Origin of the sequence: Qipengyuania thermophila (genome assembly GCF_004153605.1) — a bacterium.
GTDB lineage: Bacteria > Pseudomonadota > Alphaproteobacteria > Sphingomonadales > Sphingomonadaceae > Qipengyuania_B > Qipengyuania_B thermophila.
Genome location: NZ_SDSI01000001.1, coordinates 780,893 through 799,481 on the forward strand (window position 1 = coordinate 780,893; position 18,589 = coordinate 799,481).

Consider the following 18,589-nt stretch of genomic DNA (forward strand, 5'->3'; position numbering starts at 1 on the left):
GGGCGCCTTCGAAGAGCCGGGGAAGCAGGCGCCGGCGCGGCTTACGCAGCCATCTCCCGTTGGGCAAGGCCGGGTGGCCGCACGCTGAGCGTTTGACGCCGCCGCCGCGCCTGTGTGAAGGTGCGCCGTCCCATCCTCAGGAGCACTCCCCGCCGATGACGCCCTTCACCCCGGTTCCGCGCCTGCTGCTGTCCACTGCCCTTGTCGCCGTCGCTGCTCCGCTCCTCGCGGCGCAGCCCGCCACCGTCGTGCAGCCGGGTGTGCCCGGGGCGCCGCCCCGCGTCATCAGTGCCCAGGAAGCGGCGCGGCTCGCCGACACCCGCTACACCGCCGCCGACGCGGCCTTCATGCGCGACATGATCGCCCATCACGCGCAGGCGCTGCGGCTTGCCGACATGGTGAGCGCACGGACCAGCAACCCGGTGATCGTGGACACCGCCCGCCGCATCCGCATCTCGCAGGACGACGAGATCGCCTTCATGCGCGGCTGGCTGTCCGAGCGCGGCGAGCCGCTCGATGCCGAGGCCGCGCCTGCCGCCAACGGACATGGCGGCCACGGGCAGCACGGGCACACCCACCACGGCGCCCATGCCCATCACGCCATGCCCGGCATGCTGACCGAGGCGCAGTTCGCGCAGCTCGCGGCACAGCGGGGCGCCGCTTTCGACCGCCTGTTCCTCAGCCTGATGATCGAGCACCACCGCGGCGCCATCACCATGGTCGAGAGCCTGCTCGCCCAGCCCGGGTCGGCACACGATCCGGCCCTGTTCGACTTCACCACCGAAGTGGTCAACGACCAGCGGGCGGAGATCGACCGCATGGCGGCGCAGCTCGCGGCGATGTCGGATGACCCGCGCGTCGGGCTGGCGCCGGGGTTCCGCGACGCCGGGCAGGCGGCCCGCAACATGACGCTGGTGCATTCCCTGCCCAAGCCGGACGGCTTTTTCGACCCGGCCAATCCCGCTTCGCTTCAGCCGCGACTGGCCGGCCCTGCAGCCGATGCAGCGGCGGCGGAAGGCGAGGGCGCGCCGGCCGCCCGCACCCCGCCGCGATTCGCCAGCCGGACGCCGCTGCTCAGCTTCGCCAACACCGACCTCGCCTTTGCCGGCGACCTCATGGCCGTGGGCAACTACCATGGCTTCAAGCTCTATCGTCTGAGCGGCGATGCGGCGCCCCGGCTCGTCAGCGCGGTCGTGTGTCCGGGCGGGCAGGGTGACGTGTCGATCGTCGGCACTCTGCTGCTGATGAGCGTCGAACAGACCCGCGGGCGCGTTGATTGCGGATCGCAGGGCATCGCCGAGGACGTGAGCGCCGAGCGGTTCCGCGGCCTGCGCATCTTCGACATTGCCGACCCGGCCCGTCCGCGACAGGTGGGGCAGGTGCAGACCTGCCGCGGGTCGCACACCCATTCGGTCGTCACCCTGCCGACGGCGGAGCAGCCGAGCATCATCGTCTACAACTCCGGCACGGCCGGGGTGCGGGCGGAGGCCGAGCTTGCCGGCTGCGTCGGAGGTGTTGCCGGCGACCCGCGCACCGCGCTGTTCTCCATCGACGTGATCGAGATCCCCGTCGCCGATCCCGCGGCGGCGCGCATCATCGACAGCCCGCGCGTGTTCGCCGACGAACAGGGCAACATCGCCGGGCTGTGGCGCGGCGGCGATCACGGTCCGGGCACCCAGACGACGCGCGCGACCGACCAGTGCCACGACATCACCGTGTTTCCCTCCCGCCGGATCGCGGCGGGAGCCTGTTCGGGCAACGGCATCCTGCTCGACATCAGCGATCCGCGCGCCCCCCGCCGCATGGATGCGGTGGTCGACACCGGCTTTGCCTACTGGCACTCCGCGACCTTCAACAATGACGGGACCAAGGTGCTGTTCACCGACGAATGGGGCGGCGGAACCCAGCCGCGCTGCCGCGCGTCGGATCCGCTGGACTGGGGAGCCAACGCCATCTTCGACATCGTCGACGGCACGCTGCAGCGCCGGGCGACCTTCAAGATGCCCGCTCCTCAGACCGACAAGGAGAACTGCGTCGCGCACAACGGATCGCTGGTGCCCGTGCCGGGCCGCGACCTCATGATCCAGGCCTGGTACCAGGGCGGCTTGTCGCTGTTCGACTTCACCGACAGCACCGCACCGGTGGAAATCGGCTTCTTCGACCGCGGTCCGGTCGACGCCGAACAGATGCCGGTGGCCGGGTTCTGGTCGGCCTATTTCCATCGGGGCCACATCTATGCGACCGAGATCGTGCGGGGTCTGGACGTGCTGCGGCTCGAGCCGAGCGAGCACCTGTCGGCCAACGAGATTGCGGCGGCGGCGCTCGCCGAAGGGGAGGGTGCCTTCAATCCCCAGCGCCAGACACCCGTCACCTGGCCCGACGTGCCGGTGGTCGCGCTGGCCTATGTGGATCAGCTGGAACGCTCGCGTGCGCTTGATGCCGGTCTCGTGCGGTCCCTGCGCGCGTCCCTCGCCGGCGCGCAGCGGGCGCTCGACGGGGGACAGCAAGACCGCGCGGCAGCCACGACGCTGCGCCAGGCGGCGGCCAGGGTGCGGGCGGCCCGGACTGGCAACGCACCCGACGCGGCCCGCGCCGCCGCACTGGGCAGCACGCTTGAGGGCATCGCGCGGAAGCTGGGCTGAACGGTTGGATGCCCCGTGAGGATTCGAACCTCAATTGACGGAGTCAGAGTCCGTAGTCTTACCATTAGACGACGGGGCAATCCGTCCGGCTGCGAGCGCCTGGAGCAGACGCGACACGGACGCCCGGCCGTCTAGTCACAAGCAATCACTGCGTCAAGCCGGGCGGCGGCGCGGCGCGCGCTTGCCGCCCGGCCCTTCGCGCGCTAGCATTCGCGCACATCTGCCGGCTGCGGCCGGCCCTGACACGGAAAGTTTCATCATGGCGGACGCGCATCCGCCGGACAGGTATGCATCGGGTCGAAGGAAGAGGGGCAAGGCGTCCGGCGTAGCACAGGGCAACGGGAGATCGGTTGCAGCACGGGGCAAGGGCGTGTCGCCGCGCGCGGAGCCGGTGCCGCAGGTGTTCGCGATTCCCGCTGCGCGGCCCGCGGCCCCGGCCGGCGGCTTTCCCATCCGGCGGCAGGCCTACGCCGCACTCGACCTTGGCACCAACAACTGCCGGCTGCTGATCGCCCGTCCTTCGGCCGAGAACTTCACGGTGATCGACGCCTTCAGCCGCGTGGTGCGGCTTGGCGAGGGGCTGGCGGCGACGGGACGGCTGAGCGAGCGGGCGATGGACCGGGCTGTCGGGGCGCTGCATGTGTGTGCGGACAAGCTGCGCCGGCGCGGGGTGCATCTGGCGCGGTCGGTCGCCACCGAGGCATGCCGCCGCGCCGAAAACGGCGCCGAATTCGTGGAGCGGGTCCGGGCCGAGACGGGGATCGTGCTCGACGTGATCTCGGCGCAGGAGGAGGCGCGGCTCGCGGTGCTGGGCTGCCATGTCCTCCTGGAAGCCGGGCCGGGGCCGGCCATCATCTTCGACATCGGTGGCGGCTCGACCGAACTCGTCCTGGTCGAGCAGGACCGTGCGGTGCCGCGGATCATCGACTGGCAAAGCGTCCCCTGGGGTGTCGTGTCGCTGACCGACACGGTAGGCCGCGTCGACGGCGATGCGGCGGCGCGAGAGGAGCGCTATGCCACCATGCGCCGGCTGGTCAGCGACAGTTTCGCCGATTTCGCCCGGCGCATCGCCGGAAGCAGGGGCGCGCCGGGCGGAATCCGCCTGCTGGGCACCAGCGGCACGGTGACAACCCTGGCCAGCCTGCATCTGGAACTCGCCCACTATGACCGTCAGGCGGTCGACGGGCTGATCGTGCCTTCGGCATCGATGCGCGACATCAGCCGCCGGCTGGTCAGCATCAGCGGCGACGAGCGCCGGCGCATTCCGTGCATCGGCGACGACCGTGCCGATCTGGTCGTGGCGGGCTGCGCCATTCTCGAGTCGATCCTCGACATCTGGCCCGCGCTTCGCCTCGGCGTGTCCGACCGCGGGATCCGGGAGGGCATCCTGCGCAGCCTCATGGCCGCCGACCACGTGGCGGAGCGGCGGCGCTCCGCGCTGCGCGCCGAACGGGACCGGTGACGCGCGGGCGCGCCGATCCGGGCAAGCGGCTGCGCAACGCCCGCGGGAGAACGGCATCGTCGGCCCGCTGGCTCGAGCGGCAGCTCAGCGACCCTTACGTCCGGCAGGCAAAGGCCGAGGGTTATCGCAGCCGCGCCGCCTACAAGCTGCGCGAGCTCGACGACCGCTACGCGCTGCTTCGTCACGCAACGCGCGTGGTGGACCTCGGGGCGGCGCCGGGCGGCTGGGCACAGGTCGTTCGGCAGCGGGCGCCCAAGGCCGCGATCGTGGGCATCGACCTGCTGCCGGTCGAGCCGATGGAAGGCGTGGTGCTGTTGCAGGAGGATTTCACGGCGCCGGGTGCGGATGCGCGCATCCTCGCGGCGCTCGGCGGACCGCCGGATCTGGTCCTGTCGGACATGGCGGCCAACACGGTCGGCCACAAGCAGACCGACCATCTGCGCACGATGGGGCTGGTGGAAGCGGCGGCTCAGTTCGCCTTCGACACGCTCGCGCCGGGAGGGCACTTCGTCGCCAAGGTGCTGGCCGGGGGGACGGACGGCGCGCTGCTGGCGGAACTCAAGCGCCATTTCGCTTCGGTCAGGCATGCCAAGCCGCCGGCGAGCCGCAAGGGCAGCTCCGAATGGTATGTGGTCGCCATGAACCGCAAGCCCGCGATGGTCCCGGCGCACCAGGCCGCTCCGGCTGCGGACTGACCGGCACGCCGCCGCCGCCTCGCGCGCCTGTCAACCGGCGGAGCGGCGACGCCCCGCCGGCCGGTGCGGCTTACTGGCCGCCGGGCTTGGTGTCGCCGGAGTTGCGCGGCGCGCCCTGAGCGGTCGGCACCTGCTGCGCCGCGCCCATGCCGCCCACGGCCTCCTGCGGGCTGGGATTCGCCCCTTCGACCGTGCCGGGTCCGGCATCGGGCGCCGACGCGGCCTCGGCCGCCGCCTCGCCGCCTGCCGGCGCCGCGGGAGCCGGGAAGGGCGGGCCGCCGCCGTTCGCGTGCATGAAGGCGATGACGTTGGCGCGGTCCTCAGGCCGCGACAGGCCGGCGAAGCTCATCTTGGTTCCGGGAGCAAAGGCGCGCGGATTGGCCAGCCAGGCATCCATGTTCTCGTAGGTCCACGTGCCGCCGTGGCCGGACAGGGCGCTGGAGTAGGCGTAGCCGGCCGCATGCTGGCCGACCGGCGTGCCGAGCACGGCCCACAGGTTCGGCCCGATGCCGTTGGCGCCGCCCTGGTTGATGGTGTGGCAGGCGACGCACTTGGCGTAAACCTTTTCGCCCGCCGCCACATCGGCATTGGCGAGCAGCGTGCCGAGATCCGGTCCGTCTTCCGCCGCACCTTCCTCGACAAGGCCCTGGATCGCATAGCCGAACTGCTCGGGCGGCGGCGGATTGTTGGCGTGGAAGAACTTGCCGCTGAGGATCGAGAGCCCGAGGGCGACGATACCGGAGAACAGGATCCAGCCGAAGATGGTGTTGGTGCGGTCATTCATGGCGGTGCGTGCAACCTGCGGTGGCGGAAAGCGGCCGGGCGGCCCCGCCCCGCCTTAGAGCCCTGCACCCGCGGACGCAAGGGCGCCCACCGTGCAGCCGCGCTCAGCCGCCTTCCACCGCCATGTTGTCGATCAGGCGCGTGCGGCCGACGCGCGCGGCGACGAACAGCCGGGTCGCGGGCGTGAGCACGGGCGCTGTCTCCAGCGTGTCGCCGTCGCGCAATTCGGCATAGTCCACGGCAAAACCGGCTGCGACCAGCGCGTCGCGCAGGGTGCCGAGCACGCGGCTCTCCGGCTCGCCGGACCGCAGCGCCGCCACCGCCGCCGCCATGGCCTGCGGGAGCTGTGCGGCCTGGAGCCGCTCCTGCGGGTCGAGATAGGCGTTGCGCGAACTCAGGGCCAGACCGTCGGCTTCGCGCACGGTGGGAACGCCGACGATCCGGCCGGGCGCCGGCGCGGCGAGATCGAGGTCCCGGGCCATGCGGCGGATCACCGCAAGCTGCTGCCAGTCCTTCTCACCAAACACCGCCACGTCGGGCCGCACCTGGTTGAAGAGCTTGCACACCACCGTGGCGACGCCGGCGAAATGCCCCGGCCGATGCGCGCCGCACAGCATGGTCGAGAGTGACGGCACCCGCACCTCGGTGGTGAAACCCGACGGATACATCTCCGCCGCATCCGGCGCCCACAGCAGCGCGACGCCAGCCTGCGCCAAGGCCGACTGGTCCGCCGCCATGCGGCGCGGGTAGGCGGCGAGATCCTCGTTCGGGCCGAACTGGGTCGGGTTGACGAAAATGGAAGCGACCACGTGATCCGCCTGCCGCGCCGCCTCGCGCACAAGCGCCATGTGCCCCTCGTGCAGCGCGCCCATGGTCGGAACGAAGGCGATGGTGCCGCCGGCGCGGCGCAGCGCATCCAGCGCGGTTCTCAACAGGGGCAGGCGGCTGATGGTTTGCACGTCAACAGAGCCTCTTGTAAGGGGTGGACGCCGGCTCCGGGAAACCGGCGCAGCCATTGTCCGACCCGTCGCCTCAGCCGGCCGCGTCAGGTCCCGACAGGAACATTCGCCCGTGTCCGATCCTCGCCCCTTACGCATCACCTTCGCCAACGAAAAGGGCGGAACGGGCAAATCGACGACCGCGGTGCATGTCGCCGTCGCGCTCGCCTATCGCGGTCTCCGGGTGGCGGCTTTCGATCTCGACCATCGCCAGCGAACGATGGATCGGTATTTCGAGAATCGCGTGGACACGGCCCGGCGGCGCAGGATCGCCCTGCCCGGCGCGCACTGCGAAGTGATCGATGGCGGCACACCCGAGGAGCTGGAGGAGCGCGTCGCGGCCGCGGCGGCGGAATGCGACGTCGTGCTGTTCGACACGCCGGGGCGCGACGACCCGCTGGCGCGTCATGTCGCCAGCGAGGCGGACGTGCTCGTCACTCCGATGAACGACAGCTTCGTCGACTTCGACCTCATTGGCCAGGTCGAAGGGGAAAGCTTCAAGGTTCGCAAGCTGTCCTTCTATGCCGAGCTGATCTGGGAGGCACGGCTGAAGCGCAGCCGCGCCACCATCGAGCAGCAGCGCCGGCAGATGGACTGGGTCGTGGTGCGCAACCGCACCGGCCATGTGGAAGCCCGCAATCAGGCGCGGCTGGAAAAGGCGCTGGCCGAACTGTCGAAGCGGGTCGGGTTCCGCGTCGTCAAGGGACTGTCCGAACGGGTGATCTACCGCGAACTGTTTCCTTCGGGCCTCACCCTTCTGGACCGCGGCCATCTGGGTGAACTGGGCACCAGCCACCTCGTCGCGCGGCAGGAACTGCGCCAGCTCGTCGCGGCGCTGCACCTGCCCGTCCTGGCCGAGGATCCGGAAAAGGGGCGCCCGTCCGACGCGGCGCCTGCGTCCAGCACCGTGCCCGCTCTGGCCGACGTGCGCTGAATGGCCAAGGTCGTGTTGCTGGCGCTGCTCGCGCTGCTCGCGCTTCGCCTCGTGACCGGGCGCTGGCTATGGCCGCGCCGCGTGAACGGTCCGGGGCGGCCCCGGTGCTCCGCAGACGAGGCTGCCCTCGCTGCCGCGCGCAGGACGCTCGGGGTCGGCCCCCGCGCCTCACGGGCGCAGATCGTTGACGCCCACCGGCGGCTGGTGACGTCGGTCCATCCCGACAGAGGCGGGGAAGGACCGCGCGCGTCCGCGGCCAACGCCGCCCGTGACCTGCTGCTCGCCCGGCCTGACGAACACTCCTGAGGAGATGGCATGACCCACACGTTCCACCCCACCGTGCTGCGCGAATACGACATCCGGGGCATCATCGACGAGACGCTCGGCGCGCCGGACGCGCGCGCCATCGGCCGCACCTTTGCCGCCATGCTGCGCGAGGCCGGCGGTCGCCGGGTCGCCGTCGGCTATGATGGCCGGACCAGCTCGCCCATGCTGGAACAGGCGCTGGTCGAAGGGCTGACCGCCGGCGGCGTGGATGTGGTGCGGATCGGCCTCGGTGCCACGCCGATGCTGTACTTCGCCGCCGCGTCACTGGAGGATGTGGATGGCGGCGTCCAGATAACCGGCAGCCACAATCCCGCCAATTACAACGGCTTCAAGATGGTCTTTCAGGGCCGCCCGTTCTTCGGCGCGGACATTCAGGAACTGGGCCGCCGGGCCGCGGCGGGCACATGGTCCGATGGGCAGGGAACGGCCACCCGGATCGATGTCATGCCCCGCTACATCGAGGCGCTCCTCGGCGGGCTCGACGGCGTGGACAACGCGGCGCTTGGCCGTCTCAGGGTCGGCTGGGACGCCGGCAACGGAGCCGCGGGACCGGCGCTCGAGCAGTTGACCGCGCGGCTGCCGGGAACGCACCGGCTGCTCTACACCGAGGTCGACGGCACCTTTCCCAACCACCACCCCGACCCGACCGTCGAGGAGAACCTTTCCGACCTGCGCGCCCTGGTGCGGGACGAGGGGCTCGACTTCGGCATCGCCTTCGACGGCGACGGCGACCGGATTGGCGCCATCGATGGCGAGGGGCGGGTGATCTGGGGCGACCAGTTGCTGATGATCTACGCGCAGGACGTGCTCTCCCGGATGCCGGGCGCCACGGTCATCGCCGACGTCAAGGCCAGCCGCGCCCTGTTCGACACTGTCGCCGCGCATGGTGGCAAACCGTTGATGTGGAAGACCGGACATTCCCTCATCAAGTCCAAGATGAAGGAGACCGGTTCGCCGCTGGCCGGGGAAATGAGCGGCCATGTCTTCTTCGCCGACACCTATTACGGGTATGACGATGCGCTTTACGCCGGTGTCCGGCTGATTGCCGCGGCTGCCCGGCTCGGGCGCAGCGTCACGGAACTGCGTTCGGCGATGCCGCAGATGCTCAACACGCCAGAAATGCGCTTCCAGGTGGACGAGAGCCGGAAATTCGCCGCGATCGACGAGGTGAAGGCGCGGCTGGCGGGCAGCGGTGCCGACGTGAACGACACCGACGGGGTCCGGGTCAGCACGGCCGACGGCTGGTGGCTGCTGCGCGCCTCGAACACGCAGGACGTGCTCGTCGCGCGGGCGGAAAGCGACACGCAGGAGGGGCTGGCGCGTCTCATGGAGCAGATCGACGCGCAGCTGGCGCTGTCGGGTCTGGAGCGGGGAGAGCAGGCCGGCCACTGACCGGCAAGGCGCCGGCCGTGCGCCGCACATGTGAAAAGGGCCTCCCGCGCGGGAGGCCCTTTCCTTGTGGCGCCGGCAAAGATCAGGCGGTCGTGCCGCTGCCGGAGCCCGTCGCCTTGTTCGTGGCGTTCGGATCCTTCCGGACGCCCGACGATTCCGTCAGGCCGGTCTGACTGCTCGACCCCGTGCTGCCATAGGTCTGCTGCGACCCGTAGCTGCTGCTGCCGCTGCCGTAGTCGCGTTCCTTCACCCGCAGGTTGTTCTGCACGTGCTTGACGCCGGAGATCCGCTCCGCACAATCCTCGGCGCGGCGCTTTTCCGAGCGGCTGCTGACGGTGCCGTCCAGCGTCACCTCCCCGTCCTGCACCGTGACCTCGATGTTGCTGGCGTCGAGGGCGTAGTCCTCGGTCAGGTGATCGCAGACATCCTCCAGCACCCGCTGGTCCGAACGCTTGTAGTTGCCCGGCCCGCGGCCCCGGTGGCCCTCGTCGCGGCGCCGCGCGTCGTCATCCCCGAACCAGCTGGCGATCTTGTCACCGGCCCGCTCGAAGAAGCCCCGGTCATCGTCGCGCCGGTAATCGTCGCGTCCGCCATAGCTGCGGCTGGAATACCGGTCCTCGGAACGTCCGCGGCCATAGCTGTCCCCGCCGCGGTAATCCGAGCCGTCGTAGCGGTCGTAGCGGTCGTCACGGCTGTAGCTGTCGTCGCGGAACATGCCGCCGCCAAAGCCTTCGCCGCCGCTGTAGGATCCGCGGCCGAACTCCTGTCCCCGGCTCTGGTACCCGCGGCCGCTGCTGCCATAGTCGTCATCGCGGGAGAAGGAGCGCGACCGCTCGCCATAGCCGGCATTGCCCTGATAGGGCTGTTCGTAATCGTCCATGGCGTTGTAGCCGCCGCCCTGCTGGTACCGGTCGCCCGATCCATACTGGCTGCGCGAGGCGCTTCCCTGGCTGTACTGACGCTGCTGGCGGTCGTCGTAGGACCAGTCCCGCTGCCCGCGCGAGCCGCGCTCGTCATATTGGCGGTCGTCGTCGCTGAACTGCTCCTGTTGCCGGCCGTAACGGTTCCGGTCATTGTTGCGGTAGCGGTTGTCCATCTCTGCTCTCCTGCTCATCACGTTCATCGGTGCCTGCGGTCGTCCGAGCGCCGGCCCTTGCAAGGTGAACCGCCGGAGAATGCGCGGGTTTCTCGAACCGGCGCGCGCGCTCGTCGCTTCATCGCACGGCCTTCGGAACGTGTGCGCGCGGCGCGCCTTGACAGCAGCCGCCAAAGCCGTGTCGGGCGAGGTGCATGGTCGAACCCCCCCCATCCGCAGAGGCCGCACTGCCGCCGCGCATCGCCGACTGGTTCGCACGGCGCGGCTGGCGCGTGCGCCGTCACCAGCGCGACATGGTCGCGGCGGCCGCTTCCGGCCGGCACGCCCTGCTGGTGGCGGATACGGGCGCGGGCAAGACGCTTGCCGGTTTCCTGCCGACGCTCGTCGACTTCTGCCGGGATGACGGCGCGGCAGAGGCAGACAGGCTTCACACCCTGTATGTCTCGCCGTTGAAGGCGCTGGCGGTCGATGTGCAGCGCAACCTGATGACCCCCGTCGCAGAGATGGGGCTGCCGCTGCGGGTCGAGACGCGCAGCGGCGACACGCCGTCCGACCGCAAGCGGCGTCAGCGCGAGCGGCCGCCTCACGTCCTGCTCACCACGCCCGAGAGTCTGTCTCTGCTGCTGTCCTACCCGGACAGTGCGACGCTGTTCGCAAGCCTGCGCCGCGTCGTGGTCGACGAGATCCACGCCTTCGCCAGCAGCAAGCGCGGCGACCTGCTTGCCCTCGCGCTCGCCCGGCTCCAGACGCTGGCCCCCGGGCTGCAGCGGGTCGGGCTGTCGGCGACGGTCGACGATCCCGAGCTGTATCGCGGCTGGCTCGCTCCGTGGGGGGATGTGGACAGCGTGGCGCTCGTCGAGGGCGAGCCGGGCGCGCAGCCCGAGGTCGACATCCTGCTTCCCGAGGAGGCGCGGGTGCCGTGGGGCGGGCACGCGGCAATCTGGGCCATCCCGCAGGTCTACGACGCCATCCGTCGGCACCGCACGACTCTCGTCTTCACCAACACCCGCTTCCTCGCCGAGTATGTCTTCCAGCATCTGTGGGACGCCAACGACGACAATCTGCCCATCGGCATCCACCACGGGTCGCTCTCGACCGAGGCGCGCCGCAAGGTGGAGGGCGCGATGGCGCGCGGCGAGTTGCGGGCGCTCGTGGCGACGGCCTCGCTCGACCTCGGCGTGGACTGGGGCGACATCGACCTCGTTATCCAGATGGGCGCGCCGAAGGGCTCCTCGCGCCTGCTCCAGCGGATCGGGCGTGCCAATCACCGCCTTGACCAGCCCAGCCGCGCCCTCATCGTGCCCGGCAACCGCTTCGAGTTCCTGGAGGCGACGGCGGCCCGCGATGCCATTGCCGAGGGCAAGCGGGACGGCGAGCCGTTTCGCCCCGGAAGCCTCGACGTGCTGGCGCAGCACGTCATGGCCATGGCCTGCGCCGGTCCGTTCGCCGAGACGGCTTTGCTCGAGGAAGTGCGCTCGTGCCTTGCCTATGCCTGGATTGACGCCGCGACGCTCGGTCGCGTGCTCGAGTTCGTCGCCACCGGCGGATACGCCCTGCGGGTCTATGACCGGTTCCAGCGCATCATCCGCCTGCCCGACGGCACCTGGCGCCTGCGGCATCCTGACCTCGCCGCGCGCCACCGCCTCAACGCCGGCATCATCATCGACAGCGAGCTGCTCACCGTGCGGTTCCGCAACGGACGCCAGCTCGGCCGCGTCGAGGAGCGGTTCGCAGCGGCTCTGTCGCCGGGCGACACCTTCTCCTTCGCCGGGACGAGCCTCGAGGTCGAACAGGTGCGGGACATGGAGGTGGTGGTGCGCGCCTCCAGCAAGGCGGCGATGATTCCCTCCTATGGCGGCACCAGGATGGCCCTGACCACCCATCTCGCCGACCGGGTGCGGGAGCTGCTGGCCGACCGCGCCGGATGGGCGCGTTTCCCGGACGACGTGCGCGAATGGCTGGAAGTGCAGGACTGGCGCAGCGCCCTGCCGGAACCGGGCACCCTGCTCGTGGAGACGTTTCCGCGCGCGGGGCGGCACTACGCCGTGTTCTACACCTTCATCGGCTGGAACGCGAACCAGTCACTCGGCATGCTGGTGACGAAGCGGATGCAGGACCGTGGCCTGCATCCGCTCGGCTTCAACGCCAACGACTACAGCCTCGCCGTGTGGAGCCTGAAGCCTGTTGCCGATCCGGCCCCGCTGCTGTCGCCGGACATCCTGACCGACGAGTTCGTCGCCTGGGTGCAGGATTCCCACCTCCTGCGCCGTGCCTTCCGCGAGGTCGCGGTGATCGCCGGCCTGGTCGAGCGGCAGCAGCCGGGCCGGCGCAAGAGCGGCAAGCAGGTGACCTTCTCCACCGACCTCATCTACGATGTTCTGCGCCGCTACGAGCCGGACCATCTGCTGCTCGAAGCGGCCTGGGCTGACGCGCGCACGATGATGACCGATGTGGGACGTCTCGCCGACCTTCTCGACGTCGCCGCAACGCAGCTGCGGCACGTGCCGCTCGAGCGGGTCAGCCCGCTGGCCGTGCCGGTGCTGGTCATCGTCGGCCGGGAGAACACGGCGTCCGCGGACACGGACGATGCCTTGCTGGTCGAGGTGGAGGGGCTGGCGGCCGAGGCGATGCGGGTCGACCTGCCGATCGAGACCGAGGAAGGCTGAACCGCCGGACGGTCGCCGCGCCTTTCAACCCGCCGGTCACGAAAAAGGGGCGGATCACTCCGCCCCTTTGGTCCAGATCAGGAGTTCATGCCCGCTCCGGGCAGCACGGGTCAGGTGCCGAACGTGCGGTACTGTTCGTTGCCGACGAAGCCGAACTTGGTCACGCCCGACGCCTTGATGATGTCGAGAACCCGCAGGCTGCGGTCATAGCTCGCCCCGCCGACCGGTTCGAACTGAAGCTCCGGCTCCGGCTGAATGCCGCGTGTGGCTTCCAGGTTGCGGACCAGCTCCCCGTCGCTGATCGGCGTGCCGTTCCACAGCACCTGATCCTGCTCGTCGATGACGATCTTGTTGCGGATCGGATCGATCTGATCCGCCGGCGGCGGGTTCGGGTTCGGCACGGGCAGGTCGATGTCGACCGAATGGGTCGCCACCGGAATGGTGATGATGAACATGATGAGGAGCACGAGCATGACGTCGATCAGCGGCGTCGTGTTCATGTCCATCATCGGATTGCCGTCGTCGCGGCCACCGGACATTGCCATGGTGAGGGTGCTCCTGTGTTCTGGCCCCGGCTCAGGCGTTGGGGTCGACGGGGTTCGAGATGAAGCCGACCGTCGGATAGCCTGCCGACTGGACGTTGAAGATCGCGCCGGCGATGCAGCGCCACGGTGCGTTGACGTCGCCGCGGATGTGCACCTGCGGGATCGCGTCCGGGTTCTGGATGATCGCCTCCGGGCCGCCCGCGGCCTGGACGATGCGGTCGAGCCGGTCGAAGGCGCGTTCGTACAGTTCTTCGGACGTCACCGGCGTGATGTTGTTGAAGTAGACCCGGCACTCGCCGCTGCGCGAGGCGCCGGTGAAGCCCGGCTCGCCGGCACTGCGCCCGGCCTCGTCGGTGGTGCTGACGGTCAGCAGCAGGTTCTCCACCTTGTCCTGCGATTCCTGCGTCTCCAGCACGGGGATCCGCAGCTGTTCGATCGTCTGGATCGCGACCGGAACCGCGATCAGGAAGATAATGAGGAGCACCAGCATCACGTCCACAAGCGGCGTGGTGTTGATGTCGGACATCGGCGTTTCGCCGCCGTCGCCTCCCATCGAGATTGCCATCAGGTCGTCCTATTCAGATGAATGCTGCTGATCATGCGGACCGGAGGGTGGCCGGGCGATGAACCGGACGGTCGCGTCCGCCACCTCCCGGCCTCACCGCTCAGCGCTTGGGCGGCGTGTTGGTGGTCGAGGTCATCCCCGCCGTGGCGCCCCCAGCCGCACCCGCGGTGGTCGACCCCGCGGCCGCCGCCGAGCCGGCCGGAGCCGGGCGGCCGCTGACGGGAGCCGTCGCGGGCTTGGTGGTGGCGCCCGCCTTGGCGGCGGCCGGGGCCGCGGCCACGGCCGGCTTCACCGCACCGTTCGAGGTGATGTTCGCCATCAGGTCGTTGGAGAAGCCGCTGAGCATGGCCTGGATCCGCTTGTTGCGGCTCTGCAGCCAGTTGTAGGCGAGCACCGCCGGCACCGCCACGAACAGGCCGATGGCGGTCATGATGAGCGCCTCGCCCACCGGACCGGCGACGCGGTCGATGGAGGCGCTGCCGGCGAGGCCGATGTTGATCAGCGCGCGGTAGATCCCGATCACCGTGCCCAGCAGCCCGATGAACGGCGCGGTCGCACCGACCGAGGCGAGGAACGGCAGCCCCTGCGACAGCTTGGCCATGATCGAGGACTCCGACCGCACCATGGACCCGTGCAGCCAGTCATGGGCCTCGACGTCGTCGGTCATCTTGCCGTGGTCCTTCTTCGCCGCGATCGCGTCGTCGGCAAGCTGGCGCCAAGCGCTGTTGTCCTCGAGCTTGCGGGCGCCCTCTTCCAGGGAGCTGGCACGCCAGAAGTTGCCGCGGACGTCGTTGTACTGCCGCATGACCTTGTTCTGCTCGAGCAGCTTGGTGATGAGGATGTAGAACGAACCGACGGACATGATCACCAGCACGCCGAAGATGAACCAGGCGATGGCGCCGCCCTGTTCCATGGCCTCCCAGAAGCCGAACTGGTTGACCGGCGCATCCGTCGCGGCCGCTGCGATGAGGTTCCAAACCATTGCGAAATCCTTTTCTTGAACGTGCAGACCCGCTTTCGCGGTCAAGTGGAACGATTAGTTGATCTGGTAGACGATGGTGGTGGTGTAGCGCCCCTCGGTCGGGTTTCCGTCGCGGTCGAGTGCCGGGTTGAAGCGGGCATACTGTTCCATCCCGCGGCAGGCCGCCTGGTCGAGAATGCTTGACCCGCTCGAGCTGGTGACCTGGCAGTTGGCGGCCCGGCCCTGCGGCGTGACGGTGACGGTCACACCGACGCGTCCCTGCGTGCCTTCGTTGAGCGCCCGGCTGGGATAGTTGTCCTGAATGCGACGCGCCCATCCCGACTGGCCCTGCGGCGTGGCCGGACGCGCCTGTGACGGAGCTGGCGGCGGAGGCGGCGGGGGTGGGGGCGGCGGCGGCGCCGGCGCCGGTCCGGGAGGGGCCGGCGGCGGAATGAAGACTGCGGGCGGAGCCGGAGGCGGAATCGTGGTGGTCGTGCGGATGTCCGGCGGACGGGTCGACACGTTGATCGGCGGCGGCACGGCCACCGGCGGCGGCGGAGCGGCCGGGATGTTTTCCGGCGGCGGTGGCGGCGGTTCCTCCGGCGGCGGCGGCGGTTCGGTCACGTCCACCGTGGTCACCCGCTCGATCGCCTTGGTCACGGCCTGATAGGCCAGACCGGTGACGAGCACGTAACCGACGCCGAGGTGAACAAGCACAACAATGATGATCGCAATGATGCGATTGGAACTCATCTGTTGGTCGGCATAGGCCATTCGGTCGCATCACTCCGTCAAGAGGCCGGCCGGGCCAGCCTTCGTTGATCACACCGCCGGATGTCGATCATCCTGCGATTGCATTATCCATCAGCTTTCCCGAAATTCCAACAGGAGAAGCAACGAAGCAGCTCGGTTGTTCCGCATCGGACCAACCCCCGCCGCGGGTGCCGGATGGGATCCGCGCCCGCCGTCGCTGCCTTAGCGGGCGCGGTTTGGCAGCGCAAACGCTAAAGAGGTTCAAGCCCGGTTCACGCACCGGCCGCTCCACTGGAGACGGGAGCATGTTCACCGGGCAAGGGGTGAACGCAGCATGAAGCAAGAGGAGAGAGCAGTGGCGGGAGCAGGGGTGAAGGGCGGCGCAAGGCGCGGGGCGGCGCTGGTGATGGCCGGCATGCTCGCCCTTCTGCCGTCCGCGGCCGCAGCCCAGCCGTCCGGCCGCCCGACCGCGGGCGCGAATGCGCCGGTGACAGCCGCCGAGCCGACTTTCGCGGATCTCGTCTCCCTCGCGGAAGCGGCGGACGTGGTGGTGCGCCTGACCGTGCGGCGCCAAGCCGAGGTGCGCGGCGACCGCGCCATGGGCCTTGCTCCCGGACAGGCGCGGCTCTTCCTCGAAGGCGACACGGAGGCGCTGATTGCCGGCACGGCGCCGGTGGGGGCGCGGCTGCGGTGGCTGGCCGACGTGCCGCGCGACGCACGGGGGCGGGCGCCGCGCCTGCGCCGGCAAAGCGTGGTCGTCTTCGCGCGCCTCGTGCCCGGCCGCCCGGACGAACTCCAGCTGGTTGCGCCCGATGCTCAGCTGGCCGCCACGCCGGCGCTGGAACAGCGGCTGCGCCCGGTGCTCGCCGCGCTGCTTGCGCCTGACCGGCCGCCGGTGATCACCGGGATCGAGGACGTGCTGTCCATCCCCGGCAACCTCGTCGGCGAATCGGAGACACAGATCTTCCTGCGCACCGCCGACGGCCGGCCCGCGTCGCTGACCGTGGTGCGCCGGCCGGGTCAGGCGCCGCGCTGGGGCGTGTCGTGGAGCGAGCTTGTCGATCAGTCGGCCGCTGCCCCCGGTCGCGAGACGCTGGCATGGTACCGGCTCGCCTGCGGTCTGCCGCGGACCTTGCCCGAGGAGGCGGACCTTGCCCGCGACCCGGCGGCGCGGCGCCAGGCCGTGGCGGATTACGCGCTGGTGCTGGAGCAGCTGGGCGCCTGCGACCGCACGCGCGCCTAGGGCGGGGCGGCGGCGTCCAAACCCTGTGGCGCCAGTCCGCGGGCGATGCGGTCGGCATCCGAGCCCGGCGGCGCTTCGGGCAGCGCGGTCACATCGATGGCGAAGATCCGGGGCGGCACGCGGCCGAAGTGGACGCAGCCCGGCGCGCCGCGCCGGCAGGGCGGCGGACCCGGGTCGGGCGCACGCGGATCGCCCGCATCCATGGTGGCCGCCGCGTGGCGCCGCCGCGCCTCGTCCGCGCCGCGCAGCCGGTGCTCCTCGGTGGCGCGGCGGCGGCACACCACGATCTCGCCGGTGATGATGGCGGCTTCTTCCTGTGCGGTGCAGGGCTCGGATTCTGGCGCCGGACCGTAGGCCGCGCGCGCCGCCGCGAGCGCATGGTCGGCGCTGCCCGGCGGCGGTTCGGCGCCGAGCGGGCCTGCGATCGCGGCCATGAGCAGCCCGACCACACTTCGCGCTGCGCTCGACATTGCGCCTGCCCCCTTCTAGTGGCGACCACACACAACCACGGGGACTGAACCTGAGATGACCATGAACGACAAGGGGGGCGGCAGCCCGCTTGACCGGGTGCTGGTGCTGGAGATGGTGCGGGTGACGGAGGCGGCGGCGATCGCCGCGTCGAAGCTGATCGGCCGGGGGGACGAGAAGGCCGCCGATGCCGCGGCGGTGGAGGCCATGCGGCGCGCGTTCGACACGCTCGAAATCGACGGGACGGTGGTGATCGGCGAGGGCGAGCGCGACGAGGCGCCGATGCTGTTCATCGGCGAGAAGGTCGGAGGGGCGCCCGGAACCGGTCCCAGGATCGACATCGCGCTCGACCCGCTGGAGGGGACCACCATCACCGCCAAGGCGGGCCCCAACGCGCTGGCCGTGCTGGCGGCGGCGGAGGAAGGGTGCCTCCTGAACGCGCCGGACGTGTACATGGACAAGATCGCCGTGGGTCCGGGCTACCCCGAGGGGATTATCGATCTGGCGAAATCGCCGTCGGAGAATGTGCGCGCGGTGGCGGCGGCCAAGGGGGTGGAGCCGGCGGAGATCATGGTCTGCGTGCTCGACCGACCGCGCCATGCCGAGCTGATCGCCGAGCTGCGCGCGCTTGGCTGCGGGGTGGTGCTGATCGGCGATGGCGATGTGGCCGGTGTCATCGCGGTGACGGACGAGGACACCACTATCGATCTCTACATGGGCTCGGGCGGCGCGCCCGAAGGGGTGCTGGCTGCCGCGGCCCTGCGGTGTGTCGGAGGGCAGTTCCAGGGGCGCCTCCTGTTCCGCAACGACGAGGAACGGGCCCGGGCGCGCAAATGGGGCATCGAAGACCTCGACCGGATCTACACCCGGGACGACCTGGCGCGCGGCGACTGCATCTTTGCCGCCACCGGCGTGACCTCCGGGTCGCTGCTGGAGGGGGTGAAGCACCGGCGCGACGGCCGGATGACGACCGAATCTGTGGTGATGCGCGCCTCGAGCGGCACGGTCCGCTGGATCCGCGGCGAGCACCGGGTGCGGTGATGCCGCCGTCCGCCTACA

Annotated in this window: 17 protein-coding genes and 1 tRNA gene; 9 read left to right on the forward strand and 9 right to left on the reverse strand. The window is 70.4% G+C overall.

All coding sequences use genetic code 11. The annotated features are described in order from the left end of the window. Window positions 1-155 precede the first annotated feature (155 nt). Complete coding sequence (locus tag ETO60_RS03740; protein WP_130002739.1) at window positions 156-2,642, forward strand: DUF305 domain-containing protein; 2,487 nt, start codon at window positions 156-158, stop codon at window positions 2,640-2,642. A gap of 5 nt (window positions 2,643-2,647) precedes the next feature. Here ETO60_RS03740 and ETO60_RS03745 read toward each other — a convergent pair. Next, a tRNA-Gln gene (locus ETO60_RS03745) sits at window positions 2,648-2,721 on the reverse strand. Between the two features lie 180 nt (window positions 2,722-2,901). On the opposite strand from ETO60_RS03745, the gene ETO60_RS03750 reads away from it, so the two are divergent. After that, the gene (locus ETO60_RS03750; RefSeq protein ID WP_130002741.1) at window positions 2,902-4,104 is read left to right on the forward strand and encodes a Ppx/GppA phosphatase family protein; all 1,203 of its coding nucleotides are present in this window, start codon (window positions 2,902-2,904) and stop codon (window positions 4,102-4,104) included. Continuing rightward, a complete protein-coding gene (locus ETO60_RS03755; RefSeq protein WP_130002743.1) occupies window positions 4,101-4,799 on the forward strand; it encodes an RlmE family RNA methyltransferase in 699 nt (232 codons plus the stop codon). Before ETO60_RS03750 ends, ETO60_RS03755 begins: the two co-directional genes overlap by 4 nt. 70 nt (window positions 4,800-4,869) lie before the next feature. Here ETO60_RS03755 and ETO60_RS03760 read toward each other — a convergent pair whose 3' ends face one another. Both ETO60_RS03760 and panC read right to left on the reverse strand, forming a co-directional pair. Continuing rightward, window positions 4,870-5,583 (reverse strand): c-type cytochrome, encoded by a 714-nt coding sequence (locus ETO60_RS03760; protein ID WP_130002745.1) that lies wholly within the window; start codon window positions 5,581-5,583, stop codon window positions 4,870-4,872. A gap of 103 nt (window positions 5,584-5,686) precedes the next feature. Continuing rightward, the gene (gene panC / locus ETO60_RS03765) at window positions 5,687-6,541 is read right to left on the reverse strand and encodes a pantoate--beta-alanine ligase (RefSeq protein WP_130002747.1); all 855 of its coding nucleotides are present in this window, start codon (window positions 6,539-6,541) and stop codon (window positions 5,687-5,689) included. Between the two features lie 112 nt (window positions 6,542-6,653). Here panC and ETO60_RS03770 point away from each other — a divergent pair, with 112 nt between their 5' ends. Genes ETO60_RS03770 through pgmG form a run of 3 tightly spaced genes read left to right on the forward strand, consistent with a single transcriptional unit; the run spans window position 6,654 to window position 9,233 of the window. Next, window positions 6,654-7,514: a division plane positioning ATPase MipZ gene (locus ETO60_RS03770; protein WP_234026304.1), complete on the forward strand. Its 861-nt coding sequence runs from the start codon at window positions 6,654-6,656 to the stop codon at window positions 7,512-7,514. Beyond that, on the forward strand, window positions 7,515-7,820 hold the full coding sequence (locus ETO60_RS03775) for a J domain-containing protein (protein ID WP_130002750.1): 306 nt from the start codon (window positions 7,515-7,517) through the stop codon (window positions 7,818-7,820). A 9-nt stretch (window positions 7,821-7,829) separates the two neighbouring features. Next, window positions 7,830-9,233, forward strand: a complete 1,404-nt coding sequence (pgmG, locus tag ETO60_RS03780; RefSeq protein WP_130002752.1) for a phosphoglucomutase/phosphomannomutase PgmG — start codon at window positions 7,830-7,832, stop codon at window positions 9,231-9,233. An 82-nt stretch (window positions 9,234-9,315) separates the two neighbouring features. Here the strand turns inward: pgmG and ETO60_RS03785 are convergent, their stop codons facing one another. Further along, window positions 9,316-10,356, reverse strand: a complete 1,041-nt coding sequence (locus ETO60_RS03785; RefSeq protein ID WP_199798822.1) for a BON domain-containing protein — start codon at window positions 10,354-10,356, stop codon at window positions 9,316-9,318. Between the two features lie 167 nt (window positions 10,357-10,523). Between ETO60_RS03785 and ETO60_RS03790 the strand changes: the two genes are divergently transcribed. Further along, entirely contained in the window at window positions 10,524-12,995 is a 2,472-nt protein-coding gene (locus ETO60_RS03790; protein ID WP_130002754.1) for a ligase-associated DNA damage response DEXH box helicase, read from the forward strand. 110 nt (window positions 12,996-13,105) lie between these two features. On the opposite strand, the gene ETO60_RS03795 is transcribed toward ETO60_RS03790, so the two are convergent. The 4 genes from ETO60_RS03795 to ETO60_RS03810 form a co-directional block, all read right to left on the reverse strand. Next, window positions 13,106-13,540, reverse strand: coding sequence for an ExbD/TolR family protein (locus ETO60_RS03795; protein ID WP_130002756.1), 435 nt, complete (start codon window positions 13,538-13,540; stop codon window positions 13,106-13,108). 31 nt (window positions 13,541-13,571) lie between these two features. After that, a complete protein-coding gene (locus ETO60_RS03800) occupies window positions 13,572-14,105 on the reverse strand; it encodes an ExbD/TolR family protein (protein ID WP_199798823.1) in 534 nt (177 codons plus the stop codon). Between the two features lie 100 nt (window positions 14,106-14,205). After that, complete coding sequence (locus ETO60_RS03805) at window positions 14,206-15,087, reverse strand: MotA/TolQ/ExbB proton channel family protein (protein WP_130002758.1); 882 nt, start codon at window positions 15,085-15,087, stop codon at window positions 14,206-14,208. Between the two features lie 54 nt (window positions 15,088-15,141). Further along, entirely contained in the window at window positions 15,142-15,819 is a 678-nt protein-coding gene (locus tag ETO60_RS03810) for an energy transducer TonB (RefSeq protein ID WP_234026305.1), read from the reverse strand. A 334-nt stretch (window positions 15,820-16,153) separates the two neighbouring features. Between ETO60_RS03810 and ETO60_RS03815 the strand changes: the two genes are divergently transcribed. Next, a complete protein-coding gene (locus tag ETO60_RS03815) occupies window positions 16,154-17,062 on the forward strand; it encodes a hypothetical protein (protein WP_130002761.1) in 909 nt (302 codons plus the stop codon). On the opposite strand, the gene ETO60_RS03820 is transcribed toward ETO60_RS03815, so the two are convergent. Beyond that, entirely contained in the window at window positions 17,059-17,496 is a 438-nt protein-coding gene (locus ETO60_RS03820) for a hypothetical protein (protein ID WP_130002762.1), read from the reverse strand. The genes ETO60_RS03815 and ETO60_RS03820 overlap by 4 nt on opposite strands. 91 nt (window positions 17,497-17,587) lie before the next feature. On the opposite strand from ETO60_RS03820, the gene glpX reads away from it, so the two are divergent. Then, window positions 17,588-18,571 carry a class II fructose-bisphosphatase gene (gene glpX, locus ETO60_RS03825; protein WP_130002763.1) on the forward strand — a complete coding sequence of 328 codons (984 nt, stop codon included), beginning with the start codon at window positions 17,588-17,590 and terminating at the stop codon, window positions 18,569-18,571. The last annotated feature ends 18 nt before the right edge of the window (window positions 18,572-18,589 follow it).